24 protein-coding genes and 2 pseudogenes are annotated in these 26,976 nt (G+C 60.8%); 7 read left to right on the top strand and 19 right to left on the bottom strand.

From position 1 onward, the window contains the following. Positions 1-231: 231 nt before the first annotated feature. The 3 genes from LGH82_RS03150 to LGH82_RS03140 all read right to left on the bottom strand — a co-directional run bounded on the left by LGH82_RS03150 (position 232) and on the right by LGH82_RS03140 (position 3,540). The gene (locus LGH82_RS03150; protein ID WP_227347259.1) at positions 232-687 is read right to left on the bottom strand and encodes a CopG family transcriptional regulator; all 456 of its coding nucleotides are present in this window, start codon (positions 685-687) and stop codon (positions 232-234) included. 1,161 nt (positions 688-1,848) lie between these two features. Continuing rightward, on the bottom strand, positions 1,849-2,001 hold the full coding sequence (locus tag LGH82_RS03145) for a hypothetical protein (RefSeq protein WP_227347258.1): 153 nt from the start codon (positions 1,999-2,001) through the stop codon (positions 1,849-1,851). 187 nt (positions 2,002-2,188) lie between these two features. Then, a protein-coding gene (locus LGH82_RS03140; protein WP_227344189.1) for an IS3 family transposase occupies positions 2,189-3,540 on the bottom strand; the annotation gives its coding sequence in 2 pieces (ribosomal slippage) (positions 2,189-3,204 and positions 3,204-3,540; 1,353 coding nt in all). A 245-nt stretch (positions 3,541-3,785) separates the two neighbouring features. Here LGH82_RS03140 and LGH82_RS03135 point away from each other — a divergent pair. Beyond that, the gene (locus LGH82_RS03135) at positions 3,786-4,325 is read left to right on the top strand and encodes a LysR family transcriptional regulator (protein WP_227347257.1); all 540 of its coding nucleotides are present in this window, start codon (positions 3,786-3,788) and stop codon (positions 4,323-4,325) included. Next, a complete protein-coding gene (locus LGH82_RS33550; protein WP_227347256.1) occupies positions 4,259-4,684 on the top strand; it encodes a LysR substrate-binding domain-containing protein in 426 nt (141 codons plus the stop codon). Before LGH82_RS03135 ends, LGH82_RS33550 begins: the two co-directional genes overlap by 67 nt. Here the strand turns inward: LGH82_RS33550 and LGH82_RS03125 are convergent. Next, positions 4,611-5,150, bottom strand: coding sequence for a hypothetical protein (locus LGH82_RS03125; RefSeq protein WP_227347255.1), 540 nt, complete (start codon positions 5,148-5,150; stop codon positions 4,611-4,613). The two genes, LGH82_RS33550 and LGH82_RS03125, sit on opposite strands and share 74 nt — an antisense overlap. 328 nt (positions 5,151-5,478) lie before the next feature. Further along, positions 5,479-6,489, bottom strand: a pseudogene (locus LGH82_RS03120) (DUF4105 domain-containing protein). On the opposite strand from LGH82_RS03120, the gene LGH82_RS03115 reads away from it, so the two are divergent. Next, complete coding sequence (locus tag LGH82_RS03115) at positions 6,410-6,586, top strand: hypothetical protein (RefSeq protein WP_227349755.1); 177 nt, start codon at positions 6,410-6,412, stop codon at positions 6,584-6,586. The pseudogene LGH82_RS03120 and the gene LGH82_RS03115 sit on opposite strands and share 80 nt — an antisense overlap. 415 nt (positions 6,587-7,001) lie before the next feature. Here LGH82_RS03115 and LGH82_RS03110 read toward each other — a convergent pair whose 3' ends face one another. The 7 genes from LGH82_RS03110 to LGH82_RS03080 are packed head-to-tail and all read right to left on the bottom strand — an operon-like array spanning position 7,002 to position 15,114. Then, on the bottom strand, positions 7,002-7,988 hold the full coding sequence (locus LGH82_RS03110) for an ABC transporter ATP-binding protein (RefSeq protein ID WP_227347254.1): 987 nt from the start codon (positions 7,986-7,988) through the stop codon (positions 7,002-7,004). Positions 7,989-7,996: 8 nt separating this feature from the next. Beyond that, positions 7,997-8,956: an ABC transporter ATP-binding protein gene (locus tag LGH82_RS03105; protein WP_227347253.1), complete on the bottom strand. Its 960-nt coding sequence runs from the start codon at positions 8,954-8,956 to the stop codon at positions 7,997-7,999. Next, positions 8,953-9,924 carry an ABC transporter permease gene (locus LGH82_RS03100; protein WP_227347252.1) on the bottom strand — a complete coding sequence of 324 codons (972 nt, stop codon included), beginning with the start codon at positions 9,922-9,924 and terminating at the stop codon, positions 8,953-8,955. Before LGH82_RS03100 ends, LGH82_RS03105 begins: the two co-directional genes overlap by 4 nt. Then, the gene (locus LGH82_RS03095) at positions 9,924-10,940 is read right to left on the bottom strand and encodes an ABC transporter permease (protein ID WP_227347251.1); all 1,017 of its coding nucleotides are present in this window, start codon (positions 10,938-10,940) and stop codon (positions 9,924-9,926) included. Before LGH82_RS03095 ends, LGH82_RS03100 begins: the two co-directional genes overlap by 1 nt. 21 nt (positions 10,941-10,961) lie before the next feature. Further along, positions 10,962-12,623, bottom strand: a complete 1,662-nt coding sequence (locus LGH82_RS03090) for an ABC transporter substrate-binding protein (RefSeq protein ID WP_227347250.1) — start codon at positions 12,621-12,623, stop codon at positions 10,962-10,964. Positions 12,624-12,639: 16 nt separating this feature from the next. After that, on the bottom strand, positions 12,640-13,545 hold the full coding sequence (locus LGH82_RS03085) for a proline iminopeptidase-family hydrolase (protein ID WP_227347249.1): 906 nt from the start codon (positions 13,543-13,545) through the stop codon (positions 12,640-12,642). Between the two features lie 54 nt (positions 13,546-13,599). Then, positions 13,600-15,114: a leucyl aminopeptidase gene (locus LGH82_RS03080; protein WP_227347248.1), complete on the bottom strand. Its 1,515-nt coding sequence runs from the start codon at positions 15,112-15,114 to the stop codon at positions 13,600-13,602. A 277-nt stretch (positions 15,115-15,391) separates the two neighbouring features. Here LGH82_RS03080 and LGH82_RS03075 point away from each other — a divergent pair, with 277 nt between their 5' ends. Next, entirely contained in the window at positions 15,392-16,294 is a 903-nt protein-coding gene (locus tag LGH82_RS03075) for a LysR substrate-binding domain-containing protein (RefSeq protein ID WP_227347247.1), read from the top strand. A gap of 68 nt (positions 16,295-16,362) precedes the next feature. Here LGH82_RS03075 and LGH82_RS03070 read toward each other — a convergent pair whose 3' ends face one another. Further along, positions 16,363-16,530 (bottom strand): hypothetical protein, encoded by a 168-nt coding sequence (locus LGH82_RS03070; protein ID WP_227347246.1) that lies wholly within the window; start codon positions 16,528-16,530, stop codon positions 16,363-16,365. A 200-nt stretch (positions 16,531-16,730) separates the two neighbouring features. Then, a complete protein-coding gene (locus LGH82_RS03065; RefSeq protein WP_227349463.1) occupies positions 16,731-17,033 on the bottom strand; it encodes a DUF982 domain-containing protein in 303 nt (100 codons plus the stop codon). 305 nt (positions 17,034-17,338) lie between these two features. Here LGH82_RS03065 and LGH82_RS03060 point away from each other — a divergent pair, with 305 nt between their 5' ends. Continuing rightward, positions 17,339-18,796: an NCS1 family nucleobase:cation symporter-1 gene (locus LGH82_RS03060; protein ID WP_227347245.1), complete on the top strand. Its 1,458-nt coding sequence runs from the start codon at positions 17,339-17,341 to the stop codon at positions 18,794-18,796. Positions 18,797-18,832: 36 nt separating this feature from the next. Here LGH82_RS03060 and LGH82_RS03055 read toward each other — a convergent pair whose 3' ends face one another. The 5 genes and pseudogenes from LGH82_RS03055 to tpiA all read right to left on the bottom strand — a co-directional run bounded on the left by LGH82_RS03055 (position 18,833) and on the right by tpiA (position 23,929). Beyond that, positions 18,833-19,372, bottom strand: coding sequence for a DUF1697 domain-containing protein (locus LGH82_RS03055; RefSeq protein ID WP_227347244.1), 540 nt, complete (start codon positions 19,370-19,372; stop codon positions 18,833-18,835). Positions 19,373-19,393: 21 nt separating this feature from the next. Continuing rightward, positions 19,394-21,029: pseudogene (locus tag LGH82_RS03050) on the bottom strand (CTP synthase). A gap of 140 nt (positions 21,030-21,169) precedes the next feature. Beyond that, the gene (locus tag LGH82_RS03045; protein WP_227347243.1) at positions 21,170-22,288 is read right to left on the bottom strand and encodes a L,D-transpeptidase family protein; all 1,119 of its coding nucleotides are present in this window, start codon (positions 22,286-22,288) and stop codon (positions 21,170-21,172) included. 208 nt (positions 22,289-22,496) lie between these two features. Beyond that, positions 22,497-22,991: a preprotein translocase subunit SecG gene (gene secG / locus LGH82_RS03040; protein ID WP_227347242.1), complete on the bottom strand. Its 495-nt coding sequence runs from the start codon at positions 22,989-22,991 to the stop codon at positions 22,497-22,499. A 173-nt stretch (positions 22,992-23,164) separates the two neighbouring features. Next, positions 23,165-23,929: a triose-phosphate isomerase gene (gene tpiA / locus LGH82_RS03035; protein ID WP_227347241.1), complete on the bottom strand. Its 765-nt coding sequence runs from the start codon at positions 23,927-23,929 to the stop codon at positions 23,165-23,167. Between the two features lie 144 nt (positions 23,930-24,073). Here tpiA and LGH82_RS03030 point away from each other — a divergent pair, with 144 nt between their 5' ends. Both LGH82_RS03030 and trpD read left to right on the top strand, forming a co-directional pair. Further along, on the top strand, positions 24,074-25,966 hold the full coding sequence (locus LGH82_RS03030) for a SurA N-terminal domain-containing protein (protein WP_227347240.1): 1,893 nt from the start codon (positions 24,074-24,076) through the stop codon (positions 25,964-25,966). Continuing rightward, positions 25,963-26,973 (top strand): anthranilate phosphoribosyltransferase, encoded by a 1,011-nt coding sequence (gene trpD, locus LGH82_RS03025; RefSeq protein ID WP_227347239.1) that lies wholly within the window; start codon positions 25,963-25,965, stop codon positions 26,971-26,973. Before LGH82_RS03030 ends, trpD begins: the two co-directional genes overlap by 4 nt. The last annotated feature ends 3 nt before the right edge of the window (positions 26,974-26,976 follow it).

Here is a 26,976-nt window from a genome sequence, read left to right as displayed (position 1 = left end):
CAAGTGATCATGGAAGCTCATGAAGAAGTGGCCCCTCATGCAACCACGGATCTTAAAAGGATTTCGCGCCCAACATGGCTCCCGTAAAAGCGACCCCATCCTGCTTCTGTCTAGTTTTCTTCTGCCAAACTCGACTGGTTGGCAAAGCGTGATCTATGACAACATATCATTCCAACGCTCTGATATGTCTCGACATATCGATGCTTGCGAAATCTCAGTCCGCCCGTCCATTTAGCCCACGGGCTTGCCGGTCTGGAGTGTGTCCAGGCCGCCATCGATGTCCTCGGAGATTTCCTGTCGAAGCTTTGGACCTTTCGCCAGGCGCCGGCCGAGCGCGGTGACGAAGGCATCATAGCGCTCACCGGCCTTGGCGTGGGCAGCATGCGCCGCGGGCTCGGGCAACGCTGGTGTTGTCGCCAGCCAGAAGCGGACGAAAACAGCGAGCGTCTCCACGGCGATTCCAACATCGCGCTCCTGGCGTGTCATGCGACGATCGATCTGGTCGAGCCGCTTGGTAATCGCCGCCTCCTGTCGCTCGGCGGCATCGGGTGAGAGGAACGACTCGATGGCCGCCTCCGCGACGAGCGACCGCGAAAGATCTCGGCGCGCCGCATGCTCGGCGAGCCTGCTCATGACCCTCGGATTAAGATAGACCGACAGACGTTGTTTGCGCGGAACCTTTGCCATCGGAGCCTCACATGGGGGGAAAGGCGGTAGCGGTCTCCCGACTCGAACCCCCAGTAGGCGCCTCGATCAAGTTTGCACCACTGCGGATCCAGACCCGCCAACCTCCTTGAAAAGCACACGCAATTCAGTTGGAGGCGCGAGCCAAAAAGTTCGAAAAGCTTCCAAGAACCCCAGGTAAATTGGACGCCGCGACGGACAATGAGGTTCACGGATATCCAGGCGAACATCCGCATTGAAGCGGTCAATTTCGTCGGCAGAAGAGCGTCCGAAAAGGGCTGTCGGCGGCTCCGTCGTGGGAACGAAAAATGAAGAGAAGCAGAACTTTCGTGTGCGATTTTTGCACACAACATCCCCTAACTAGCTGATTATACTTAGGTATCCGCCCCATCCATCATAGGTGCAATAGATAGTCTATGCTCTTGATACTTCAGCATTTTTTCTTTAACATCAAATTGTTAGCCATTGCCAAGCACACACGAATTTACGCCAGTCCGGTTCGTGGCGTGTCCAAGTCCGTCGCAAGGGTCGCTACGTCAGCGAGACCTTCCTGCGCCGGGACGACGCAAGGCGCTGGGCAACCGATGCCGAGCGCCAAATCGATCTTGGCGAGAGGCCGAGCAAATCCCGTGTAGCGCGACTGAAGACTTTCGGCCAACTGATCAACCTTCATATCGACGACATTTGCGATGTAGGCAAGTCCCTCTCCGCTCCAAGGCCGCGACACTCGACATGCTGCAAAGGCATCTTGGAAAGTGCAATATGGCGGCTCTCGATCGCGAACGGCTCATTCGTCTCGGCCGCGATCGCGCTGCCCAAGGCGCCGGACCGGTGACTCTCGGCATCGACATTGGCCTGACAAAACTCATTCCATCCCACGCTGCTGCGGTGCACGGCCTGCCGGTCAAGGTCGAACCAGTTGATCTCGCGCGCATTGCCCTACGAGGGGCTTGGCCTTGTCGGGAAGGCCATCAGCGCGACAGGCGGCCTACCCAGGATGACTCGACAGACTGACCGCCCATTTTTGATGCAAATCCGGACCAGCGAGCCTTCGAGCAAGTTCCTCCTGTGCAAAGTGTAATATGCCCATGGCCACGCCTTGACCGGCTCGGCATGCCCGAAGCAGCATTTCATAGTTGTTGATGAATTGCGGGCGCTTGGTAATCAGGCGGTCGACACCGAAATGCTCGCGCCACTTGCGCCAACCTCGCCGGGTCCAGGACCTTCCAGATCAACGAACCGCACCTTGAGCGGTAGGGACCTGGCGTAGGGGCGCTCAAGGCCCATTTCTTCCAGAACGGCTGCTTTGATCTTCATGGTGGTTTCCAACGGCGGCATCGGAAAGATTTACACAGCCGCGCGCCGGCCCGCGCATGAGGGCAGGTCAAAAATTATCTGGTTAAGGCCACATAGCGATTTTCGCTCGGGCGTGTCCGTCGTCAGATCATTTGGCTCAGATTGGATCGCAGATTAGCGGAGTGTCGGCCTCATCTTGGGGTTGATGTTAAGCGGCGATCTTGCGGTGCTGCAAGCGCCGATGTTGGATGGTTTGGCGTTTGATCCTTTCTCGCTGTTTGATAATGGCTGCGGCCCTGCCGAAGTAGGCGTCGGCTGGCGTTACGTTGGCCAGGCTCTCGTGGTAGCGTCGATGGTTGTAATGTTCGACGAAGGCTGCGATCTGGGCCTCAAGGTCGCCGGGCAGAAAGTAGTTCTCCAAGAGGATTCGGTTTTTGAGGGTCTGGTGCCAGCGCTCGATCTTGCCTTGGGTCTGGGGATGCATTGGAGCGCCCCGGACATGGCTCATGCGTTGGTCCTGGATATAGTCCGCCAGTTCGCCGGCGATGTAGCTGGGGCCATTATCGCTGAGCAGCCGAGGCTTGTGGTGCACATGGGCCTGGTCGCACCCTGAGGCAGTAAGTGCCATGTCCAGCGTGTCGGTGACGTCCTCGGCCCGCATGGTGCTGCACAGTTTCCAGGCGATGATGTAGCGGGAGTAATCGTCGAGCACGGTCGACAGGTACATCCAGCCCCAGCCGATGATCTTGAAGTAGGTGAAGTCCGTCTGCCACATCTCGTTGGGTCGCGTCGTCTTGGTGTGGAACTCGTTCGCCGCCTTGATCACCACATAGGCCGGGCTGGTGATCAGATCGTAGGCCTTGAGGAGCCGGTAAACGCTGGCTTCTGACACGAAGTAGCGCGTCTCGTCGGTGAACCGTACTGCCAGTTCGCGCGGGGAGAGCTCGGACTGCTCCAGCGCCAGTTCGATGATCTGGTCATGGATGGCAGGCGGGATGCGGTTCCACACCCGGCTCGGCGCCGAGGGCCGATCCTGCAGCGCCTCAGGCCCGCCCTCGACATAACGGTCATACCAGCGATAGAAGGTCCGGCGCGGGATGCCCAGTCGGTCCAGCGTTTTGCGGGTTGGCAGGTGTGACTGCTCGACGATCCTGATGATCTCGAGCTTTTCGGATGCGGGATATCTCATTCTTGCTCGTCCCCATCCGCGATCATGCTTTTTTTGAGCAGACGGTTTTCCAGTGTCAGATCAGCGACGCATTCCTTCAGCGCGCCGGCCTCCCGGCGCAAATCCTTGACCTCGTCGCTGGTGGCAGCACGAGCGGTATCACCCGCCAATCGGCGCTTGCCGGCCTCCATGAACTCCTTGGACCAGGTGTAATACAGGCTCTGCGCGATCCCTTCCTTGCGGCACAGCTCGGCGATGCTGTCTTCGCCGCGCAGCCCGTCCAGCACGATCCGGATCTTGTCTTCCGCTGAAAAATGCCGCCGGGTCGCCCGGCGAATGTCCTTTACCACCTGCTCGGCAGGCTTCTTGGCACTTGAGGATTTAGGGCTCATCTTGGTTCCTTCGTCGTGACGACGAGATCAAAACCCTCCTTAATTCACAACCTCAAATCTGGGACACAGGTGCTGACGGGGAACACTGCGGAGCGATGCGCAGGACTTGGTCGCGGCTTCTTAACAATTTCCGCGGCGGATCGACGGGTCATGCTGATATCCAACGGCCTTCCGGGATAGAGTTGGCACGCCGTCAGCAACTATCAAAGCGTCACGCCAAAGCCAACAAACAGAAATGCGTATCCATGATCGAACTGCGTGAATTATCGTCACTGCTCGCACTGAAGAACACCGGAAGCTTCAACGCGGCAGCAGCGCTGCTACACGTAACTCCAGGTGCGATGTCCCAGAGAATCAAGCAGATCGAGGAAAGCATTGGCCAGATCCTGATCGTGCGATCGTCTCCGGTCCGATTGACACACGCCGGTGAAACGCTGATTCGCTTGGCTCAGCAAGTTGAATTGCTGATTGATGATGCGAGGCAAACGCTTATTGGCAATGAATGCCCCATCGGCTTAACCGTAGCGGTCAACCACGGATCGCTGGCAACATGGTTTTCCGATGTTGCTATCGAGTTTGTTTCTCTGGGCATTGGAGGGCTGGACGTCAGATGCGCGGATCAACATGAAACTGTCAAATTGCTAACCGATGGCACTGCTGTTGCTGCGGTTTCAGCGGAGGCAACGCCTCCCAGTGGGTGTGATTGTGTCGCTCTTGCATGCTTGAATACGTTGCAGTCGCCTCGCCAGTTCACCCTCCACGACCAAACGATGAAGGGCGGATAACGTCAGGGACTTCGCTATTATTGTTTGATCAGGCCGATATTCACACTCAGCGGATTGGTGAACTGCTGGGACCTATGATCAGTATCAAGCAGCGACACTATCTGCCGGATTGGTACGCACTGCTGTCCGCGGCAGTGGCGGGAGTGGGCTACGCGGTCATGCCGCGCAGACTTGTTCAAGATTTCATCGTTTCAGGCAAACTGATCACCGTCATTGAAAGCGCGGAGCTATTCATCCCCCTTTATCTCCATTACTGGCGCCTAAAGAGCACCCGGTTGGATAAGCTTATCGGTATAGCCAGAAAAGTGGCCGCACAAAAAATGCTTCCTCCCGCATCGCAGCGGAACGGCGTGATCTGACAGGCACCCAATCAGACCATGAACTCAGCTCCTGGTCGACCTTGATTACGTCCGAACAAACACTCATATTCAAGCTGCCGCGTTCGGTCCGAAGCGCCCAGGCGAACTTCGATTTCGTCCGGGCTCCGGAAAGCCGTTGCCGCAGCCGCATCGTGATGCGGCTGTCCTGCTTAATATCGGCAAAGATCACCGGGCGAGGGTCCAGCCACATGGCCTGCATCGCGACATCGCGATTGTCGACGGCTTTGCCGCCACCGAACGAAAGAACATCGTAGTCCGTGTCTTTTGCTTCCGCAAAGCCAGGGAAATAGTCCTTGGCCTCGCGCACTCCGAAACCGGTGTCGACGCGCTGGCATCCAAACTCGGCCCGCAGCCAGTTGGTGGCGATGGACCAGCAACCCGACAGGTCATCCAGATGAAGGAGCATATGGGCGGCGAGATCGCGCGCCTGAGCGTAGCGGATCACGTCACGATCGAGAAGCCGGGTCCGGAGTCGCCGCTGCGTGGCAAAGACACCCCCGCGGAATTCCTCTGCAAAGGCTGACGCGCACCACGATCCCTGGCTTCGTGTTTCCGACAACCCTTTTCCCTTTTCGGGCTTCCTATCACAGGCCTTCGCTCGGCGAAATTGACGGCGGATGGGCACCGCGCCACAGAGCGCTCTCCCTCCGACTCTATGCCAACCCTTCTGAGTCAAATCGTGATTGGCCGGTGAGCGTACCCCCCTCCAGGCGGTGGAGAATTCACGTGGTCGGTTTGGTCAACCGACGCGGCTGCCCGACATAATGCGGAGATCAATTCCCATTTTGGAACGGAGACGGCACGCCAACGCGGATCGATCTCGAAAAATCTGGCGAAAGAGCCGACTCCCGCGCGCGCTCGTCTATGTGGGCTAAGTCCCTCAAAGTCGACAATGGCAGGCGAGTGTCGAGTGCCCCCCGTGCATATGCATAATCAGGCAAGTAGCCGTTGACGATGAGGCGCCAGTCGAGAGGGACCACGTCACCAACCGCGTGCATCATCTTGACGATCGTCGTGGTGCAGTTCGTCGTAAGCGAATTGTAGAATTCCGGAGTCGTGGAAAGCGCATTTGCATCGGAGACGTATTCCAGCAGAAGCGCTCGGGCCGCATTTGTCGACACGTTCAGGCGATAGATCTAGACGTCCTCTCCCCGAACATTCGACCTGACGCCGACCACATCGCGCTCATCGGCGGCGATGATGACAAGGGGATTGCTCTTGAACAGGTCCGCCAGTGGCGAAAACTCGCCGCCGCTACGCCGCCGCACCTCGATGGACCAGGCGAGATAGTCACCACCTGCGAAGCCAAAGCTCACGATGACATGGGCGATCTTGGTCCCGGACCAATATGACATGAAGAGGTCGGTAGTCTGAAGTGTGGACAGGTCGTAGGTCCGTGTCGTCCAGCGTTCGGTGAAATCGGTGTCGCTACGCCATTCAAAGTCGCGCACGTCTTTCAGCGTCAACAGATTTCCGTCGCGCGTGCCGGTTACCTGACGAGCGACATCCGGCGCCCAATCCGCATGGCCCAAGGGCTTGATGGAACTCCACCAAACCAGAACCAAGGCAAACGCAACGGCAAACAGGGTAAACGTCCGGATGCGAAACCGGCTGAAGAGCGCGATGACTGTGGCGAGGCCAAACAAGATGAAAAAGCCAGCGGCGATACCCCGTCCGAGCTCTGCGGCAGGCAGGCGGTACCACATGGCAAGTCCGGCCCAGGCAGTCAGAATTGTCACGACCAACGAAAGGATGATGGTGAGCGAGGTCCGAGCGATGCGCATTGAATCCTCTTTTCGTCAGACGGCATCCCTGCAGATGCGGCTGGCCCTGGCCATCATCCGCGAGCACGACGATCGAGAAAGGAAAGCCGGCAAATGATCAACAGGTTCAGCGCTCCAGACCATACAGCGAAGGACTTCTCTTTGCCTTAGCGCGGGCGCGTTAGCACAGTAAAATTCAAGAGAGAGCCGCAGGGCCAGATTTTCTTCCACTGCGCACCTGAGTTCACTTGCCGGTCGAAGCCTTCATACAGATCAGCTTGCCCTACCTGCTCCATGAGGCTCGTGAAGTGTCGAAGAACGACGGGCGCGAATGACCCTCATGACGGTGCGTCGTGCTTAGGTGAGCCAGAAATTATCCTCTGAACTCGCTCAGCGAATCCAACTCTGTCTCATTGGGGAGTGTCCGCCTGGAAATGGAGGGCTATGCCATTGGAACTCGCGCGGATGGCCGGTGCCGCCGCTTGGCACCGCGCGAAAAGCTCCTGAGGTATGCGAACTGTCCCCGGCCCTTGCTACATCGTCGGGAAGTGGCAGGCCACTTTGCGACCGGGTTGATATTCCCTCACCTCTGGCCGCTCCGTACGGCAACGCTCCACCGCGATCGGGCATCTTGGGTGGAAGCGGCATCCGGACGGAGGTTTGAGCGGGCTCGGCACGTCACCGGTCAGGATGATGCGCTTGCGCGTCCCGCTGGGCGTCGTCTCCACGACAGGAACAGCAGAGATCAGCGCCTGGCTGTAGGGATGGGCAGGTGTTGCAAACACCTCTTCCGCGGGCCCCTCCTCTACGATGGAGCCAAGATACATGACCGCGATGCGGGTCGAGACCTGACGCACCACCGACAGGTCGTGGGCGATGAAGATGTAGGTGAGGTTCAGCTTCTCCTGGAGGTCGGCAAGCAGGTTGACGATCTGCGCTTGCACCGACACGTCGAGCGCGGAGACGGGTTCGTCCAACACGACCAGATCGGGATTGAGGGCGATGGCCCGCGCGATGCCGACACGCTGGCGTTGCCCGCCGGAGAATTCGTGCGGGTAGCGCATGACATGGTCCGGTAGCAGTCCAACGAGGTCGAACAGTTCCGCGACGCGCCTGGTGATCTCGCGCGAGGAAAGCTTGGTATGGATCCGCAGCGGCTCAGCCACCAGATCGCCGACGCGACGGCGCGGATTGAGCGAGGCCGACGGGTCCTGAAACACCATTTGCAGACGCCGCCGCAGCGGCCTCAGTTCTGACAGAGACTTCGAGGTGATGTCGTCGCCTTCGAACAGGAGCTTACCGTCGGTGATGTCGTAGAGCCTCACCAGGCAACGCGCCAGCGTGGACTTGCCGCATCCGGATTCCCCGACCAGACCAACCGTCTCGCCGCGCCGCACCGACAGCGAAACATTGTCGACCGCATGGACGGTTCGCTTGCCTTCGGAGGAGAACCGGGAGCCGATCGAGAAGCGCTTGCCGAGCGAACGCGTTTCGAGGATTGGCTGGTCTTTATCGATCATCGGTCCGCTCATGCCTGTGCCACACGGAAGCACGCCGCGGCGTGAGTGCCGACACCTAGGTCGGGCTTGCCGGTCACACAGGGCTCGTATTGAACAGGGCAACGCGGACCGAAGGCGCAGCCTTGCGGCAATCGCAGCAGCGACGGCGGCGACCCGGGAATGGCCGGCAGGCGGCGCGGCCTTTCGCCCGTCAGCGGTGGGATCGAACCGAGCAGCGCGCGCGTATAGGGGTGCCTCGGGTCGGAAAACAGCTCCATGCGGCTGCCGCGTTCCACAACGCGCCCAGCATACATGACCATCACACGATCGGCGAGTTCGGAGACCACGCCCATATCGTGCGTGATGAAGACCACCGCCGAATTGTATGTCGCGCGCAGCTTGCGCACGAGGTCGAGAATGCCTGCCTGCACCGTGACGTCGAGCGCCGTGGTCGGCTCGTCCGCCACCAGCAGTGCCGGATTGCAGGACAGCGCCATGGCAATCACCGCCCGCTGGCGCATACCGCCGGAGAGCTGATGCGGATAGCGTGACATCGCCTCGTGGGGGTTGGGAAAGTTCACTTCGGCCAACAGTTCTTCCACGCGCTCCATCGCCTTGGATTTGCTGATGTTGCGATGCGCGCGGATCTGTTCGGCGATCTGCCAGCCGATCGTGTAGACCGGCGTCAGCGCCGTCATCGGGTCCTGGAAGATCATCGCGATCTCGTTGCCGCGCAGGCGTCGGAGCTCGCGCGCGGGCAGTCCCACCAGCTCGCGGCCCTTGTAGCGGATCGAGCCTTCGATGACCGCGTTAGGATCGGTGATGAGACCCATGACAGCCAGCAGCGACACGGTCTTGCCGGAGCCGGATTCACCGACGACGCCGAGGATCTCGCCCTCTTCGAGATCGAAGGAAACGCCGTCTATGGCCCGCACTAGGCCGTCATCGGCGCGGAAGGACACTCGAAGATCGCGCACCGACAGTATCATGATGTCCTCAGGCGCGGATCGAGAAGGATGTAGATGAAATCAACCACCGCGTTGGCGATGACCACGAACATGGAAGCGTACATCACCGTTGCCATGATCATCGGCAGATCGAGGTTCTGCAGCGCGTCATAGGTGAGTTTGCCTATCCCGTGCAGCCCGAACACCACTTCAGTCAGCAGGGCGGAGCCACCCACCAGCGCGCCGAAGTCCAGGCCGAACAAAGTGATGAAGGCGATGAGCGAGGTGCGCAGGGCATGGCGCAGCAGGATGCGGGTTTCCGACAGGCCCTTGGCGCGGGCCGTACGGATATAGTCTTCCTGCAGGGATTCGATGATCGCCGCGCGCAAGACGCGCCCGTAGATGCCGATGTAGAGAATGGCCAGCGTGATCCACGGAATGACCAGCGTCAGGAACCAGCCCTTGGGATCGTCGGAGAAGTTCTTGTAGCCAAGCGGCGGCACCCAGGAGAACGCCCAGCTGTCATGGTAGCGGCTCTGGGTGATCAGGTTCATCACCTCGCCCAGCCAGTAGACCGGCATGGAAATGCCGAGCAACCCCAGCGCCATCAGAAGCTTGTCCAGCCAGCTGTCGCGAGTGGCGGCGGCGACGACGCCGATGATGATGGATACCACCACCCACAGGATCGCCGCCCCGAACACCAGGGAGAGCGTGACCGGGATGGAATCCAGCACCGCCGGAACCACCTTCCAACCACGATTGACGAAGGAGGTGAGATCGCCCGTGACGAAGATCTTCTCCATCATCTTCACATATTGCACGTAGAGCGGCCGGTCGAAGCCGAAACTGTGGCGCACCGCTTCCAGCACTTCGGGCGATGCGTTGCGCCCGGCGATGCGCGCGGCGGGGTCGGCGCCCGGAGTCGCGAAGAAAATCAGGAAGACGATGACCGAGATGCCGAACATCACGAACAGCATCTGACCGAAACGGCGCAGGATTGCGTAGATCATCAGTCGCGCCCCAGCCGGACCTTGGAGCGTGGGTCAAGCGCGTCGCGCAGGCCGTCGCCGAAGACATTGAGCGCCATGACGGAGATGGCGATCGCCAAACCGGGCGCCAGCGCCACCAGCGGCCGCGTGTAAAGCAAGGCCTGTCCGTCCTGGATGATGGTGCCCCAACTCGCCGCGGGCGGTTGCACGCCGATCGAAAGGAAGGACAACGCCGATTCCGTCAGCATGTTCAGCGCCATCATCAGCGGCACGAAGACGATGAGCGTAGTGGTGATGTTTGGCAGGATGTCGCGCCACAGGATTCTCGCGCCTGGCACGCCCAGATTGATCGCGGCCATCACGAATTCGCTGTTGCGCAGCGACAGAACCTGCCCGCGTATCGGGCGCGCCACATAGGGCACGTAGACGATGCCGATGATGATGACAGGCAGCCACAGACTGCCGGACTCGATCTCGATCGGCCCGATCGCGATGCCTTGCGCTATGGTGACGATGGAAAGCGAAATCGCCAGCAGGTAGATCGGGAACGCCCACAGGACATCCAGCAAGCGCGACAGCACCGTGTCTGTGATGCCACCAAAATAGCCGGCGACGAGACCCGCCGCTGTGCCTATGAGCAGGGTAAAGATGGTCGCCGCCCCGGAGATCAACAGCGAACTGAGCCCGCCATAAAGCATCCTGGCCATGACATCGCGGCCCTGGCTGTCCGCGCCGAGGAAATAGTTTCCAAGCTGCCAGGTCGGGCCGAGCGGCGTGTAGCCGAGACCAAGCCCTTCGGTCGATGGCTCCATCACCGGCACGTCGGCGCCGTCGATCTGGATGACGGCGTCGAGCGTCGAGGCGAATGGGTCCACGCCTGCCCACTTTGCATAGAGAGGCGCGCTGAGACAGGCAAAGGCAATGAGGAGGAACACGGACAGGGACGCCATGGCGGCCCTGTTCCTTGTCAGCTTCGCAAGCGCGACGGCCCACGGCCCTCGCGTCTTGCGCGGCACGGCAACGGCTTCGTTCAACACGGACGTGCCCTCCACAGTTCGTTACTGCACCCAGGACTGGGTGATCATCCAGTTGAACTGCCGGTTGAACTTGAAATTGCCCAGGCGCTTGCTGACGAAGTCGAGCCGCTTCGGCGTGAAGAGGCCGACGGCCGGCGCCTTGTCCGTCACCTGCCTGTCGATTTCAGCCCACATCTTGTCGGCCGCTTTCTGATCGGTCACGCCAAGATCAAGTGCCTTCTGCATCTTGGCGTCGATCTCCTTGTCGCAGAAGCCGGCTATATTGATCGAAGCGTCCGAGCCCTCGCGGTAGGATGCGCAGCTGAACAGGATATTCAGGAAGTCCGATGCCGCGGGATAGTCCTTGTACCATTGGGTAACGGACATCTGCACCTTGTTGTTGGAGTTCTGAATGTAGGTGAACTGGATATTGGCTGAAATCGGCTTGACGTCGGCGGCATAGCCAATGCTGGTCAGAACGCTCTGCAGATAGACGCCGATGGACCGGGATACGGCCGTGTCCTCGACGATGATGGTCACCTTCTGACCCTTCGTGCCCGACTCCTCGACGAGCTGCTTTGCCTTGTCTAGATCAGGCGCCGACCACTTGGCGCCGGGGTTCTTGGTGTAGGGGCAGTAGTCCTCATGACCGGGAAAGTCCGGAGGCAGGACTTGGCAGACTGGGGAGGCCAGCACCTTGCCGCCGAAGAGCTTGACCAGCGTGTTGCGGTCGATCGCAAAGGCAACAGCCTGGCGGGCCTTTTCGTTGTCGAACGGAGCGATACGGGTGTTCAGCGGCGCGTACCACCAAGCCGAAAGCGGCGAGATGTGCAGCTGGTCCATGAACTTGCTGCCAAGTTCGCCCAGGCGGTCGCTGGGCAGCGCGTCGAACATCCAGTCTGCCTCGCCGTTCTGGATCGCGGTAACGGCTGCTTCCTCGGACAGGCCGAAATCATATTGGACGACATCCGGATAGCCATCCGGCTGAGCTTCCTGGCTCCACTGCTTGAAATTGGGGTTGCGCGAGATCGTCATGCCCTTGTTGGGGTCGAAAGTAGAGATCATGTACGGGCCGGTGCTGGGAATGGGCGTCGATCCCATGTCCTCCGCGGCCGTGTCCGCCGGCAGGACCACGGCATGCGGCAAGGCAAGCTTGTAGAGAATCTCGGCATCCGGCTTGGTGATGTTGATGGTGACCGTGCCGGCCGCCTCGTCACCGACAACGCCGCCTTCCAGCGTGCAGCTCTTGGTGTCGGCCAGGCATTTGTCGGCGCCGACGATGCCGGCATAGAAAGTACCGGAGGTCGGGCCGGAAACCTTGAAGATGCGCTGGAAGGAGGCGACGACGTCCTTCACGCCAAGCTCCTGGCCGTTGGAGAACTTGATGCCTTTGCGCAGCTTGAAGGTGAAGGTCTTGCCGTCATTGCTGACCTGCGGCAACGCCTCGGCCAGATCCGGCACGATGGTGAAGCCGTCCATGCCCTCGGCTTTGCGGAAGGCAACAAGGCCGTCATAGATCGGCTGGTACAATTGCCAACCCTGGTCGGTGTAGTTGATGTGCGGATCGAGCGTTCCCGCGGCAGAGCGGGCCAGCAGGCGAATGGTGCCCCCTCGGTGTTCCTTGAGATATTCGGCCTGCGCCGGAGCCAGCCATGTGCCGGCCAGCAATGCGGCGGCTGACGCCGCCAAAAACAGTTTCTTCATGCTTGATCCCCTTTTCTCAGTTGTCGTTGCAGTCCAGGAAGTCTCCCACCACCCGCATGCACGCATCCTGCTCTTCGACATGCGGCATGTGGCTGGAATGCTCGAATATCTCCCAGCGCGATCCCTTGATACCGTCCTTGAAGGGCTGCACGGTCGCGGGAGTGGCCTCGTCATGACGTCCGGAGATGATCAGTGTGGGAACATCGATGGCCGGCAGGCGGTCGATGATGCTCCAGGCCTTCAGCGTGCCGATGACGTGGAATTCGTTGGGCCCGTTCATGACATTGTAGACAGTCGGATTGCGGGCAACCTGGGCGAAACTCTCGGTCACTTCGGGCGGAAAAGGCACGACCCGGCAGACATGCCGTTCGTAGAACACCATCGTCGCCTCTTGGTAAGCGGTATCCTCCGTCGTCCCGGCCTGTTCGTGCCGGGTCAGCGTCTCCTGCACATCCTCAGGCAGGTCGGCGCGCAACCGGTTGGCCTCTTCGACCCACAGCTTCATGGAAGCCGGCGAGTTGGCGATGGTCAGCGACTTCAACCCCTTCGGCCGCGTTACCGCATATTCGGCACCCAGCATGCCGCCCCAGCTCTGGCCGAGGACATGGAAGCCGGCGCGGATGCCGAGATGGTCGACCAGGTTTTCAAGCTCATCGATGAAAAGCCGTGGCGACCAGAAGTCGACGCCCTTCTGCGGCAACAAAGTGGAATTGCCGCACCCCAACTGGTCGTAGTGGATGACGGCGCGATCTCTCAGCGCAAGAAGCTTGTAGGCATCGACATAGTTGTGCGCGACGCCCGGACCGCCATGCAGGATCACCACCGGGGCTTTGTCGGCATTCAGTTCGCCGCTGATCCGGTACCAGGTTTCGTAGCCGCCGAAGGCGGCCCGCCCTGCCCTGGCAATGATCTCAGACGACATCCCAATTCCCCGTGCGCTTGAAGGCGTCTTGTCGTTGTCCGTAACGGCAGGCACCTAGTTCACCTTGCGGCTGGCCCGCACCCACTCTTCCAGCATCTGCACGCCGAATGCCGTGGCGCCTTGCCGGGCCAAGGGCCGATCGGTGTCGGTCAGTTCCTTGCTGGCGATATCGAGATGCACCCAGGGGCGGTCTTGCGTGAAATGGCGCAGGAAGGCCGCGGCATACGGAGCGTCACCATCTTCCATATCCTTGGCGTGGTGGCGGAGGTCGGCGAATGGCGACTGCAATCCTTCGTCGTAGGCCCGGTCGAGCGGCAGTCGCCAGAACCGCTCGCCAACCACTTCTCCGGCCGCGATCATCTGTGACGCGATGGCATCGTCGGTGCTGAACAGCCCGGCGAATATCGATCCCAGGCCGCGCGTCACCGAATAGGTCAGCGTGGCCAGATCGACGATCACTGATGGGTTGAATCGGGTGGCCGCATAATGCAGGCAGTCGGCCAAAAGCAGGCGTCCTTCCGCATCCGTGTCGAACACTTCCACGGTCTGTCCCGAGGCCGTCGTGATGATGTCGCGTGGTTTGAGCGCGGTGCCCGAGGGCATGTTCTCGGCGATGCCCAGCACGCCGACCGCGTGGACCGGGCTGCCTTGTCGCGCGAGTGCTATCATCAGGCCGACGACCGCGGCCGCCCCACCCATGTCGGCCTTCATGTCGAACATCTGCGTCCCGCCCTTGATGCAGAGGCCACCGGAATCAAAACAGACACCCTTGCCCACGAAAGCGAGCGGCTGCGTGGGGGCACCCTTGCCGCGGTAGCGCAGGACCGCGACCCGTGGCGGTCGTGCCGAGCCCGCACCGACGGCAAGAAGCGCGTTCATGCCGAGCTCTTTCAGCTGTGCGGCGTCGAGCATTTCGACGTCGATGCCGGCTTCGCGCAGCGGCTCGAGATGATCGTGGAAATTGTCGGGATGGAGATGGTTCGGCGGCAGGTTGACCAGGGTCCGCGCATATTCGACGCCATCCGCGATGGCATTGATCCGGACCAGCGCCGAGGTCACGTCCGCGCCGCTTGCTCCGATCAGCCGCACCCGCAAGGTTCGATCCGCCCCCGCGCCTTGCCGCTGATTGCGCATGTCGAAACGATAGCGCCGCAGCCGCATGCCAAGCGCGACGCGCGCCAGGATTTCCGCACCGGGCAAGTCAATGCCTGCGATGGGATCAAGGACGATCGTGGCCGAACATTCCCCTTTGCTTTCCAGATGCGCGGCAAGTAACCCGCCGGCACGCGCCAAGGACAGGGTGGTTACGGCTTCAGCTTTGCCCAATGCCAGTACGATCACACGCCGGGCCGACACAGCCTGCGGAGCGATGAGATCGATGCAGGCGCCGGATTCCGCTAGCGCGGCGGGGTCTGAGCAGGCCCGGGACAGAATCCCGCCCATGTCAGCATCCAGTGCCGCTGCCCGAGGGCCAAAGCCGTTCTGGGCAGTTTGCAGGATCACGACGACAGAGGTTTCCGCGGAAATCTCGTCAGCCGTTTCGAAGACCGGCACTGGCGATTGAGGCATAGACTGGCATTCTCTCCTATTGCGGCGATACCGGCTGAAGCGTCGGCTTTCGACATGTTGTGGTGTCATGCGGCCAAGCTACGCCCGCCACCGGTGGAAACCGGTCACGCCGATCTCCGCCGCCGGTGGAATGGTACCGGAGTCCCCAAATAGTCGTTTTCTTAAGACGACTTAGTTGCTCTTGCCCTTTCGGTATCCCTGAACAGGGCAGGCGATCAAACGCCAATTTTGTCCCTATCGATTGACAAAAACTCAACTGACAATTCATGATCGACGGATGGCCTTACCATCACTCAATGGCATGCGCGCTTTCGAAGCCGCTGCGCGTCTCGGCAGTGTCAAGGATGCAGCGGAAGAGCTGCATCTGACACCCTCGGCTATCAGCCGACACATCCGCGCGCTTGAAAGGAATCTCGGCCAGGATCTTTTCGAGCGCGGCTTTCGCCAGATAACGCCGACCACGAGAGGTTCTTACTATGCGCGAAGCCTCTCGGAAGCGTTCGAGGCCATCTGGCGCGCCACCGACGATGTCAGCCTCTCCGACGGCCCGCGCCACAGCAAGGCCCAACGTGTCAGGGTCTTGTGCGTGCCGGCTGTTCTGAACCTCTGGCTGGCGGACCGGTTGCCGAATTTTCGGCGACTGCACCCGTCCGTCGATCTGGAGATCTCGACATCGGGCAAGCGCGCAAACTTCGACTTGGCCATCATCGACGAGTTCGTCTACAAGGCCGGCCCGGCCTTGACGCTGCTGATCCCGCTGGTTCTGACGCCGGTCTGTGCGCCCTCACTGCTCGAAGGGCCCGTGCCGCTGCGTTCACCCGCTGATCTGGTCAATCACCATCTCATCCATGAATGTGAGAGTATGAGATGGAGGCGGTGGTTGGAGCAGGAAGGCGTTTCGGACACGACGCCGAAGTCCAGCACAACTCTGGATGATTGCACGCTCATCATGCGCGAGGCGATCAATGGCGCCGGCATCGCGCTTGCCGACACGATGATGGCCCAGGATTTTCTGGAGCAAGGCAAACTCGTCGCACCGTTTCGCGCTCGCCATACCTATCCGGCCGGGATTTACCTGCATCAGCGTCGCAGCATCGGCAACAAGCCGGGCACCGGCCTGTTTCAGGATTGGCTGCTGTCCGAAGTTGCTGACCACAAGCGGGTGATGGCCATCGCCTAGACGGAACGCCAGTTCCGACAGATGGCATGAGCACCAGGGAGTCGTTTAGATTGAACGGCTCACTGGCGTCAGCTCGAGCTTTGGCCGAGGTAGCTGCAGGACGCCGCCCCTATGGCGACCGCTCCCACCGTGATCAGCATGGATGGAGCGCCCATCAATGTGGCCGCTATTGCCCAGACCAATGCGATGGCGATGGCGCCAACTGTTCCCAGGACCATCTTGAGCCATTTGGGCATTGTTCTTTCTCCCGGTCGCGCCGTGATCGCCGCCAGCCGATCATTTGGACCAGCGGCACGGCGACTCGCGAGGCGTCGCATCAAAGGCGCGCACTAGCGTAACACAGGATACACTCGCAGGTGAGCAGTGGGGCAAAAACCACCGCACGTCCGCACCCGCTACGAGCGCGGACGTTGAAGTAGCAATCCGGATCAGGCGTTTACCGCCTCAGGGCGTATACGTGCCCCATGCTTTCGCTACCCATGGGCATTGCCGACTCATCGTCCAGCAAACGGGTAATCCGGGCAAAACCCGTGAAAGCCTTCCTCGCTTCCTCGGGCGACATCTGTCCCGACAAAGCCGCGGAACAGCAATTCAACGCGCATTGATAGACCGGCCCGCGCCGCCCGGTTGGCCATTTCCGCAGAAATACCATTGCTTCGGCTACGCTATCGACTTCTTCCAAGGGGTGTCCTTGCCCGCGCGTAATCCGCACCGGCGAAAAGAAATGCAAGCGATCCATAGTTTCCTCCCGGTCGACCGCATTGCGATCGAACTTTACAAAACTCACAGCCTGCCATTTGGTTCCCAACAAAATAGCCATCGGCTGAAAAAAGAAGCGGATTGGCCACGCCGCTGAGAACAGCTCGAATCATTGGCGAGATATCTCGGCGGCAACGCAGTCGTCATCCTATAACAGTGGTTCTCATTGAATATCTTTAAGCTCAAAGCCGGCAAATCACTCCGTTGCCGCTTCCCTTGCGTCAGGCTTAATCTGCGTGGTCAACGCGTGAGGGCGCGTCCGGCAAAAAAGGGGAACACACCACAATGACAATACAAGGCGCGTCACCGGGCCTCTACAATGAGGATCTCGCTCCGGCGAAGGTTCGAAACTGGGGGCCATTCTCGATTTTCAACGTCTGGACGTCGGACGTCCATAGCCTCTGGGGCTACTACCTGGCTGCCAGTCTCTTCCTGTTCTGCGGTGGTTTCGTCAATTTCATCATCGCCATCGGCATCGGTTCGCTGATCATCTACGCGATGATGAATATGGTCGGCTACGCCGGTGTGAAGACCGGAGTGCCCTACCCTGTGCTTGCCCGCGCTTCCTTTGGCATCTGGGGCGCCAATGTGCCGGCTCTGGTGCGCGCGGTCGTTGCCTGCTTCTGGTACGGCGCACAGACCGCGGCGGCGTCCGGCGCCATCGTCGCGCTGCTGACACGCTTGCAGTGGTTCGACGACTTCAACAAGTCGACGCATTTCCTGGGCCATACGGGCCTGGAAGTGATCTGCTTCGTGATTATCTGGGCACTGCAACTCCTGATCATCCAGAGAGGCATGGAAACGGTGCGCCGTTTCCAGGACTGGGCCGGGCCCGCCGTGTGGGTGATGATGCTGATCCTCGCCATCTATCTCTGCGTCAAGTCTGGAAGGTTCGCCCTCACCAGCGACATTCCGATGGACGTGCTCCTCGAAAAGACCAAGGATGCGGGCGTGCCCGGTACACCGGGGTCGTGGACTTCGCTGTTTGCGGTGGCCGCGATCTGGGTGACCTATTTTTCGGCGCTCTATCTCAACTTCTGTGATTTCGCCCGCTATGCACCTGACAAGGCGTCGCTGCGCAAGGGCAATATCTGGGGCCTGCCGATCAACCTCATCCTGTTCTCGCTGGTCGCCGGCGTCACCACCATTGCCGCCTTCGACGTCTATCACGAAGTGCTACTCCATCCCGACCAGATCTCGGCGAAGTTCGACAGCTGGTTCCTGGCGGCACTCGCGGCCCTGACCTTCGCCGTGGCAACACTCGGCATCAACGTGGTGGCAAACTTCGTGTCGCCGGCGTTCGATTTCTCCAACGTCTTTCCCCGGCAGATCGACTTCAAGAAAGGCGGCTATATCGCGGCCGTGATCGCACTCGTGCTCTACCCCTTCGCGCCGTGGGAAGGCAGTGCTGCCTCCTTCGTCAATATCATCGGCGCGACGATGGGACCGATCTTCGGTGTGATGATGGTAGACTACTACCTGATCCGGAAGGGCGAGTTGGATGTCGATGCGCTCTACAGGGAAAATGGTGAATTCCGGTTCCAGAGCGGTTGGCACGTCAATGCCTTCATCGCGGCTGGCATAGGCGCGATCTTCTCGTCGATCCTGCCCAACTTCACCAGCCTGCTGCCATCCTGGTGGGGTGTCTATGGCTGGTTCTTCGGCGTCGCCATCGCCGGCGTCATCTACTACGTGCTGCGCACCGCGGCTCTGGGCGCGGGCGCCAGGACGGCCAAGGCCTGACAGGCAGTTTCGGGGCGGCGCCATGCCGCCCCGTCTCTATGCTCCGACCATCTCGGCCAGCCGGCGCACCGTGTTCCAGTTGCGCGAAGTGCCGATGCCCAGACGTTTGTGGCTTGTCGCCGCCAGCAGGCGAGAGTTCGGCGTCTCCCGCGAAAGGAAAACCCAGATGTCGCCGCCAACAGCCTGCATCTTTTCGTCCGGGCCAACACAGGCCACGAGAGCTGAGACCGATTCGGCTGGAACGGGCGTGCGCATGACCCGCACGGCCACCTGATCCCCCGTGGCCACCGATTCGGTGGGAAACGGGTTTGCGGACGCCAGCATTCGCCAGCCGGGTGCGTCGCGCACGATGATGTCGACATGCCGGCCAAAGGTCGCTTCGAACGCAGTCTCCAGCAACAGCTCCAGCGCGGCAATCTCGGTCTCGTCGGTGTCGAAGACCAGATTGCCGGTCGCAGCAAGCGTGCGCGGGTTCTTCAGTCCAAGACTTTCCGCCATGACCTTGAGATCGGACATGACCACCCGGCGCCCCTCGCCCAAGATGATGCTGTAGAGGAGCGCCACATATGTTTGCATCAGGAAACCAGCTGGCGCTGCCTACACCAGCCGCGACTGCTCCACGGCGGCTTCGATGAAGCTCGCGAAGAGTGGATGCGGATCAAGCGGCCGGCTTTTCAGCTCCGGGTGATACTGTACGCCGATGAACCACGGATGATCCGGATATTCGACCGTCTCCGGCAGCACACCGTCGGGCGACATGCCGGCAAAGACCAGCCCGCAATCCTCAAGTTGCTGCTTGTAGTCGACATTGACCTCGTAGCGGTGCCGGTGGCGCTCCGAGATACGGGTGTCGCCATAGATTTCGGCGATCTTCGATCCCTGGGCGAGGTCGGCCTCATAAGCGCCGAGCCGCATCGTGCCGCCGAGATCGCCGGTTGCGCGCCGCTTCTCCAGCATGTTGCCTTTCAGCCATTCGGTCATCAGGCCAACGACGGGCTCCTTGGTCGGACCGAATTCAGTCGACGACGCATGCTCGACACCGGCCAGTGAGCGCGCGGCCTCAATGCAGGCCATCTGCATGCCGAAGCAGATGCCGAAATACGGCACCTTGCGCTCGCGTGCGAATCGCCGCGAGAATCTTGCCTTCGGAGCCACGCTCGCCAAAGCCGCCGGGAACAAGGATGCCATGCACCTTTTCAAGCCAGGGCGTCGGGTCTTCCTTCTCGAAAATCTCGCTCTCGATCCAGTCGAGCTTGACCTTGACCCGGTTGGCAAGGCCACCATGCGACAGCGCCTCGATCAGCGATTTGTAGGCATCCTTGAGGCCGGTGTATTTGCCGACCACCGCGATGGTCACTTCGCCTTCCGGGTTGTGGATGCGGTTGGAGACAGCCTGCCATGGATCCATGCGGGGCTTCGGCGCCGGCTCGATGCCGAACGCGGCGAGAACTTCCGAATCCAGCCCTTCATTATGATAGGCCATCGGCACGTCGTAGATATGCGGTACGTCCAGCGCCTGGATGACGGCACTTTCCCGCACATTGCAAAACAGCGACAGCTTGCGCCGTTCTTCCTTGGGAATGGGCCGGTCGGCGCGGACCAGCAGGATGTCCGGTGCGATGCCGATGCCGCGCAGTTCCTTGACCGAATGCTGTGTCGGCTTGGTCTTCAGTTCGCCGGCGGTCGGAATATACGGCATCAGCGTCAGATGCACATAGACGGCGTTGTTGCGTGGCAGGTCGTTGCCAAGCTGACGAATCGCCTCGAGAAACGGCATCGCCTCGATGTCGCCGACGGTGCCGCCGATCTCGCACAGCACGAAGTCGTAGTCGTCATTGCCGTTGAGGACGAAATTCTTGATCTCGTCGGTGACGTGGGGGATGACCTGCACCGTGGCGCCAAGATAATCGCCGCGCCGCTCGCGCTCGATGATGTTCTTGTAGATGCGCCCGGTGGTGATGTTGTCTTGCTGGTTGGCGGAGCGGCCGGTGAAGCGCTCATAGTGACCAAGATCGAGATCGGTCTCGGCCCCGTCATCGGTAACGAAGACCTCGCCGTGCTGGTACGGCGACATCGTTCCGGGATCGACATTCAGATAGGGATCGAGTTTTTTGATGCGTGCGCGATAGCCTCGCGCCTGCAAGAGAGCCCCAAGGGCCGCTGCGGCTATGCCTTTTCCAAGTGAGGAAACCACGCCGCCTGTGATGAATACATATCGCACCATGGGAGTCATCGCTTAACGCGGCCGAATTGATTCCGCCAGAGAAAAAACGGCCGCTGAGGTTTTTTCCCAAAAAGGCATGGTGCCCCGCGGGGCAAGTCAAAACAAAAGGGCCGGCAAAGCCGGCCCTTTCGGCAATATAGACGGGAGCGTCAGATGATGACGACCTTGGTACCGACCTTCACGCGGCTATAGAGATCCATGACGTGCTCGTTCATCATACGGAAGCAGCCATTGGAGGCGCTGGTTCCGATCGACTGCGGCGCAATGGTGCCGTGAATGCGCAGATGGGTGTCCTTCTTGCCGTCGTAAAGATAGATGGCTCGTGCTCCAAGCGGATTCTCGCCACCGCCAGGCATGCCATCCTTGAAGCGGCCATAGTGACTGGGCTCCCGCTTCTGCATGTCGAGCGTCGGAATCCACCGCGGCCATTCCTGCTTGTCGCCCACCGCAACGGTACCCTTGAACTGCAGGCCCTCGCGGCCGACAGCGATCGCATAGCGGCGCGCGGTGGTCGATGATTCGACCAGATAGAGGCGGCGCGCGCTGGTGTCGATGACGATGGTGCCTGCGTCGTAACCGGTGAACGTCACGTCCTGGGGGACGAATTCCGGCTTCACCTTGAACTGCTTCCTGGCTTCCTTCTTGGCGAGCGCGGCATCCAGAGCGCGCGTCTCCGGGAGATATGCAATCGAGGACGCCGATGATGTGCCGCCGAATAGCCCGGCAAAGAGGCCTGTGTTCTGCTGTGTCTGTCCGGGCGCTTCGCTGCGCAGTTCGCTATTGTTGCCGGTCAGTGCGACATTCATGGCTTCCGCGGGGATCGGCTCCGCCGACTGGATCGGTTCGATAGGCTGAACCGGCTCGATGATCTTGGTTATCTTTTTCGAGGGCTTGGCATCGGCTACCTCGGTCGCGGCGGGCTTGCCCTTCGAGGCAAGGAAGGCTTGGCGTTCCGCGTCAGCCCTGGCCTTGGCCGCTTCGCGCATGGCCAGCTTCCTGGCCTCGATCGCCTTGGCCTGAGCGGTCTCCTTGTCGGCCGCTATCCTGGCCTCGATCTTGCTGATCTGGGCAAGATCCTCGGACGTTGGATTCTTCTTTCTTTTCAGAATCCTCAGTTGCGCCGCGTCACTTTTGACAGCGATATTGATGGCATCGGTTCTCTCAACCGATGGCGATGCGATCATGTTTACCGGCGTACCGGCGAAGGCTGCGGAACTCAGGCCGAGTGCGGCGCAAAGTCCCAGGAAAATGAAGCTGCGAAGCTGCATGGCGAAGATCCGATCGTTCTATGCTTGTTGCCCACGGCGTCGCCCGGCATCCCCCAAGGACGCCGAAAATGCCGCATGCAATCTATAGTCGATTAAACGGAGGCGTCTCAAGCGCGCTGTTGCGCTGCACCCAGTCGAATCTTCGTGATAGCGCGGCATTTGCCGCGACTGTGTTCTATCGACAACAGATCGCGGCGGGAGACCCGGCCTACTGGTTCGGAACCTGGGGCGTGACCGGCAATGTGACGCCATTTGTCGCCGGCTGCGCCGTCGAACCCGCCGCGGGTGGCGTCGCGGGCGCTGTTGCCGGTGGCGTCGCCGCCGCGTCATTACCCGAGGGAGGCACCGGCTTGGAAGGCGTCGCGGGTGCCGTATTGCCCGAAGGCGGCGTTGGCGTCGCGGTGCCGGGCAGCTGGTTGAGCACGCCCTTGCCCGCGTTGTCCGACGTTACCGGCACGCGGTCGAGGATGTCGATCGGCTTCTCGCCGTAGCGGGCAACGACGGACAGGGTCAGCGACGTGACGAAGAAAGCCGCCGCCAGGATCGCCGTTGCCCGTGTCAGCGCGTTGGCGGCGCCGCGTGCGGTCATGAAGCCCGATCCGCCGCCGATGCCAAGACCGCCGCCTTCAGAGCGTTGCAGCAGCACCACGCCGACAAGGGCGAGCACAACCATGAGGTGAACGACGATCAGTACGGTTTGCATAGTTTATCCTGGCAAGGCTTTGCCCGGTCGTGGACAAGGCCGGTGATTTGGAGGCGGCTCAATACAATGCTTTAACGGCATTTCCAAGCCCGTGGGCCGAATATGGGAAGCAATACGTTCTTTGCAACGACTTGCGCCGCCGTGTAGGCCCCATCCGAGGTCTACACCAGGCTTCAAATACTGCGGTACGCTTCCGCGATTGCGAGAAAGTCCGCCGCTTTCAGGCTAGCGCCGCCGACCAGCGCGCCATCGACGTTCTTCACGCCGAGCAGTTCGACGGCGTTGGATGGCTTGACCGAACCACCGTACAGAATCCGGATCCTGGCCGCCGCGGCCCCGAGCTTCTCGGTCAGTCGTTCGCGGATGTGCGCGTGCGCCTCGGCAACATCGGCGGCGGTCGGCGTCAGCCCTGTCCCGATCGCCCATACTGGCTCATAGGCAATGACTGTATTCGACGCCGTTGCATTTGACGGCACGGAACCGTCGACCTGGCGGGACAATATGTTGAGCGCCGCGCCCACCTCGCGTTCGGCCTTGGTCTCGCCAATGCAGACAATGGCGATCAGCCCGGCGCGCCATGCGGCTGACGCCTTCGCCTGCACCGTGGCGTCGTCGTCGCCGCACTGCTCGCGACACTCGGAATGGCCGACGATGACGTGGCTGGCGCCAGCATCCTTCAGCATCTCGGCCGAAATGCAGCCGGTATAGGCACCGCTTTCCTTGGGGTGGCAATCCTCGCCACCCGCCCGCACTGGGGTACGTGAAAGGATCTCGGCGGCGTGCGCGAGCAGGGTCGCGGGAACGCAGACCAGCGCTTCGGTATCCGCGTCCAGCCCACTCATGAAACCATTGCCGATCATCCTGAGCTCATTGAGAGAGGCGCTGGTACCGTTCATTTTCCAGTTGCCGGCGATCAACGGGCGGATTCCTGGCGTCATGGGTTTGTTTCTCCGGGCAATATTCGGCTCTCGCCCTCACTACCAAAATCAAGCCACAAAGCAATCGACAGTGGGCCGGAAGGGCGCTATTGCGCTTGTTTCAGACTCGGCGCACGCGAAAATGCGCATAAATCGGAAGTAACCATGCTTGGTACCTTGAGAAACGCGGCGGGAACCTGGGTCGCGAAGACACTGCTTTCGCTACTTGTGGTGAGTTTCCTCGCCTGGGGCATTTCCGGGCGGCTGATGGGCGGATTCGCCGGACATGACTCGGTGATTACGGCTGGCGGCACCAAAGTGTCGATCAACGAATATCGTCTGGCCTATGATCGCCAACTCAGCGTGCTGTCCCAGCAATTCGGCCAGCGCATCACCCAGGTGCAGGCGAAGGCACTTGGCATCGACAATCAAGTGCTGGCGCAGTTGGTGTCGGGCGCCGTTCTCGACGAACAGGCGCGCAAGCTCGGCCTCGGCCTTTCCAAGGACCGGCTGGCCGAACTGACGCGCGAAGACCCCGCGTTCAAGGGACCTGGCGGCACATTTGACCGCAAAACATTCGAATACCTGCTGCGTCAGGTCGGCATGCGGCCGGAAGACTACCTGAAGAACCGAGCCCAGGTGGCGGTGCGCCAGCAGATCGTCGAAGCGGTTTCCGACGGGCTTAAGGCCCCGGATACGTTCTTCAAGGCGGTCGCTCTCTATCGCGGCGAGGACCGCACCATCGACTACCTGACCTTGCCGAAAGCCTTGGTGGAGCCGGTGGAGGCACCGTCCGACAGCGTGCTGTCGGCCTATTTCGATACAAATAAGAAAGCCTACGCGGCGCCCGAATACCGCAAATTCTCTTATGTCCGGCTCGAGCCTGTCGACATCATGGATGTGAGTTCCGTGACCGACGCTCAAGTCAGCGACGACTACAACAAGAACAAGGGCCGCTACACAACGCCCGAACAGCGCACCATCGAACAACTGGTGTTCAAGACTCCCGAGGCCGCCAAGGCGGCACTCGATTCGCTCAGAACTGGCGCCACCTTCGACAAGATCGTCACCGCTGAAGGCAAAACGCAGGCCGATACGCTGCTTGGCACACTCACCAAGGACAAGATCGCCGACAAGGCTGTTGCCGATGCTGCCTTCGCGCTCAACGTCAATGAAGTCAGCCCCGTCGTACAGGGCACCTTTGGTGCGGTTTTGCTGCGCGTCACCGAGATCAAGCCTGAAGTGACCAAGTCCCTGGCCGAGGTCTCCGATCAGATCCGCAAGGACCTGGCGCTGGGCGAGGCAAGCCGCATCCTGTTGGACGTGCACGACAATTATGAGGATGCCCGTGCGGCGGGCGGTTCGCTTGCGGATGCGGCCGCCAAGCTGAAGCTGAAGGTCATCACCATCGATGCGATCGATCGCACGGGCTTGAGGCCTGATGGGACGATCGTCAAGGACCTGCCGGAATCGCCGGACCTGATCAAGGCGGTGTTCGCCGCCGAACTGCACACCGAGAATGATGCACTGACAACAGCCGACAACGGCTTCGTCTTCTACGAGGATGATTCCATCACGCCCGCCCGCGACCGCACGCTGGATGAAGTGCGCCAGAAAGTGGTCGCGGACTGGACGGCGGCGGAGACGACAAAACGTCTCGCGGCCAAGGCGGACGAACTCGAAAAGCGTCTCAAGGCCGGCACCACGCTCGATGTGATTGCGGGCGAGCTCAAGCTCGAGAAGCAGACCAAGCGCGGCGTGAAGCGTGACGCCGACGACGTCGATTTCGGCAAGGCAGGGGCAGCGGCGATGTTCGGCGTTGGCGAAGGCGGCACCGGGTTGATCCCCTCACCCACGGGCGATGGCCAGATCCTGTTCAAGGTGGCCGAGGTGTTCGAACCAGCCGGGGCCGATGTCAGTTCCGTGCCGGAAGATGCCCAGAAATCCTTCAACTCCGGCATGTCGGATGACCTGCTCGACCAATTGGTGGCGCAGTTGCAGACGCAATACGACGTCCGCATCGATCAGGCCGCCGTTGCGCAAGCCTCGACAAGATGAGCGCGCTGAAGACGCATATCGCCAAGGTCGCCACAGGGACCGCCCTTTCCTTCGAGGAAGCGCGCGAGGCCTTCGATATCATCATGTCGGGCGATGCCACGCCCGGCCAGATCGGTGGCTTCCTGATGGCGCTGCGTGTGCGCGGCGAAACAGTGAGCGAGATTTCCGGTGCCGTCGCGACCATGCGCGCCAAGATGCTGCGCGTCGAAGCACCTGATGGCGCCATCGATATCGTCGGCACCGGCGGCGACAATTCGCATAGCGTCAACATATCCACCGCGTCCGCTTTCGTCATCGCCGCCAGCGGCGTGCCGGTGGCCAAGCACGGCAACCGCGGCCTCTCCTCGCTGACCGGTTCCGCCGACGTCCTTATCGCGCTTGGCGTCAAGATCGATCTTGCCCCCGAAACGATTAGCCGCTGCATCCAGGAGGCCGGCGTCGGCTTCATGTTCGCGCCGGCGCATCATCCGGCGATGAAGCATGTTGGCCCGACCCGGGTCGAACTCGGCACGCGCACCATCTTCAATCTGCTTGGACCGCTTTCCAATCCGGCCAGTGTCAGCAGGCAGATGGTCGGCGTGTTCCTGCCCGAATGGATCATGCCGGTGGCAGAGACGCTGAAGACGCTGGGCGCCGATCATGCCTGGGTCGTCCACGGCGACGGCTATGACGAGATCACCACCACTGGCGAAACGCAGGTGGCCGAACTGGTCGGCGGCGAGATACGCAGCTTCACATTGACCCCGGAAGCCGTTGGGCTGAAGCGCCACACCAAGGATGAACTGCGCGGCGGCGACGCCGCCTATAATGCCGGGGCGTTGCGTGACATGCTGGGCGGTGCCGCCGGTGCCTATCGAGACACTGTGTTGATGAACGCCGGCGCCGGACTTGTGGTCGCGGGCAAGGCAACCACGCTTGCCGACGGCATTGCCGCTGCGGCGCAAGCCATCGACAGCGGCCGATCGCTTGCCGTGCTCGACAGGCTGGTCGAGATTTCGAACGGTTAGAAG

The organism is Mesorhizobium sp. PAMC28654 (assembly GCF_020616515.1).
Classification (GTDB): domain Bacteria; phylum Pseudomonadota; class Alphaproteobacteria; order Rhizobiales; family Rhizobiaceae; genus Mesorhizobium.
Note: the sequence above shows the minus strand (reverse complement) of the source record. Positions and strands in the feature narration are given on the sequence as shown.

Coding starts and splice junctions, on each gene's coding strand:
- LGH82_RS03070 (WP_227347246.1), bottom strand. CDS start 16,530: ATGCCCAAATGGCTCAAGATGGTCCTGGGAACAGTTGGCGCCATCGCC.
- LGH82_RS03045 (WP_227347243.1), bottom strand. CDS start 22,288: ATGCAGCTTCGCAGCTTCATTTTCCTGGGACTTTGCGCCGCACTCGGC.
- LGH82_RS03150 (WP_227347259.1), bottom strand. CDS start 687: ATGGCAAAGGTTCCGCGCAAACAACGTCTGTCGGTCTATCTTAATCCG.
- trpD (WP_227347239.1), top strand. CDS start 25,963: ATGAGCGCGCTGAAGACGCATATCGCCAAGGTCGCCACAGGGACCGCC.
- secG (WP_227347242.1), bottom strand. CDS start 22,991: ATGCAAACCGTACTGATCGTCGTTCACCTCATGGTTGTGCTCGCCCTT.
- LGH82_RS03090 (WP_227347250.1), bottom strand. CDS start 12,623: ATGAAGAAACTGTTTTTGGCGGCGTCAGCCGCCGCATTGCTGGCCGGC.
- LGH82_RS03145 (WP_227347258.1), bottom strand. CDS start 2,001: ATGAAGATCAAAGCAGCCGTTCTGGAAGAAATGGGCCTTGAGCGCCCC.
- LGH82_RS03085 (WP_227347249.1), bottom strand. CDS start 13,545: ATGTCGTCTGAGATCATTGCCAGGGCAGGGCGGGCCGCCTTCGGCGGC.
- LGH82_RS03075 (WP_227347247.1), top strand. CDS start 15,392: ATGGCCTTACCATCACTCAATGGCATGCGCGCTTTCGAAGCCGCTGCG.
- LGH82_RS03060 (WP_227347245.1), top strand. CDS start 17,339: ATGACAATACAAGGCGCGTCACCGGGCCTCTACAATGAGGATCTCGCT.
- LGH82_RS03030 (WP_227347240.1), top strand. CDS start 24,074: ATGCTTGGTACCTTGAGAAACGCGGCGGGAACCTGGGTCGCGAAGACA.
- LGH82_RS03080 (WP_227347248.1), bottom strand. CDS start 15,114: ATGCCTCAATCGCCAGTGCCGGTCTTCGAAACGGCTGACGAGATTTCC.
- LGH82_RS33550 (WP_227347256.1), top strand. CDS start 4,259: ATGCTTGAATACGTTGCAGTCGCCTCGCCAGTTCACCCTCCACGACCA.
- LGH82_RS03100 (WP_227347252.1), bottom strand. CDS start 9,924: ATGATCTACGCAATCCTGCGCCGTTTCGGTCAGATGCTGTTCGTGATG.
- LGH82_RS03110 (WP_227347254.1), bottom strand. CDS start 7,988: ATGATCGATAAAGACCAGCCAATCCTCGAAACGCGTTCGCTCGGCAAG.
- tpiA (WP_227347241.1), bottom strand. CDS start 23,929: ATGACGCCAGGAATCCGCCCGTTGATCGCCGGCAACTGGAAAATGAAC.
- LGH82_RS03065 (WP_227349463.1), bottom strand. CDS start 17,033: ATGGATCGCTTGCATTTCTTTTCGCCGGTGCGGATTACGCGCGGGCAA.
- LGH82_RS03115 (WP_227349755.1), top strand. CDS start 6,410: ATGGCAAGTCCGGCCCAGGCAGTCAGAATTGTCACGACCAACGAAAGG.
- LGH82_RS03105 (WP_227347253.1), bottom strand. CDS start 8,956: ATGATACTGTCGGTGCGCGATCTTCGAGTGTCCTTCCGCGCCGATGAC.
- LGH82_RS03135 (WP_227347257.1), top strand. CDS start 3,786: ATGATCGAACTGCGTGAATTATCGTCACTGCTCGCACTGAAGAACACC.
- LGH82_RS03055 (WP_227347244.1), bottom strand. CDS start 19,372: ATGCAAACATATGTGGCGCTCCTCTACAGCATCATCTTGGGCGAGGGG.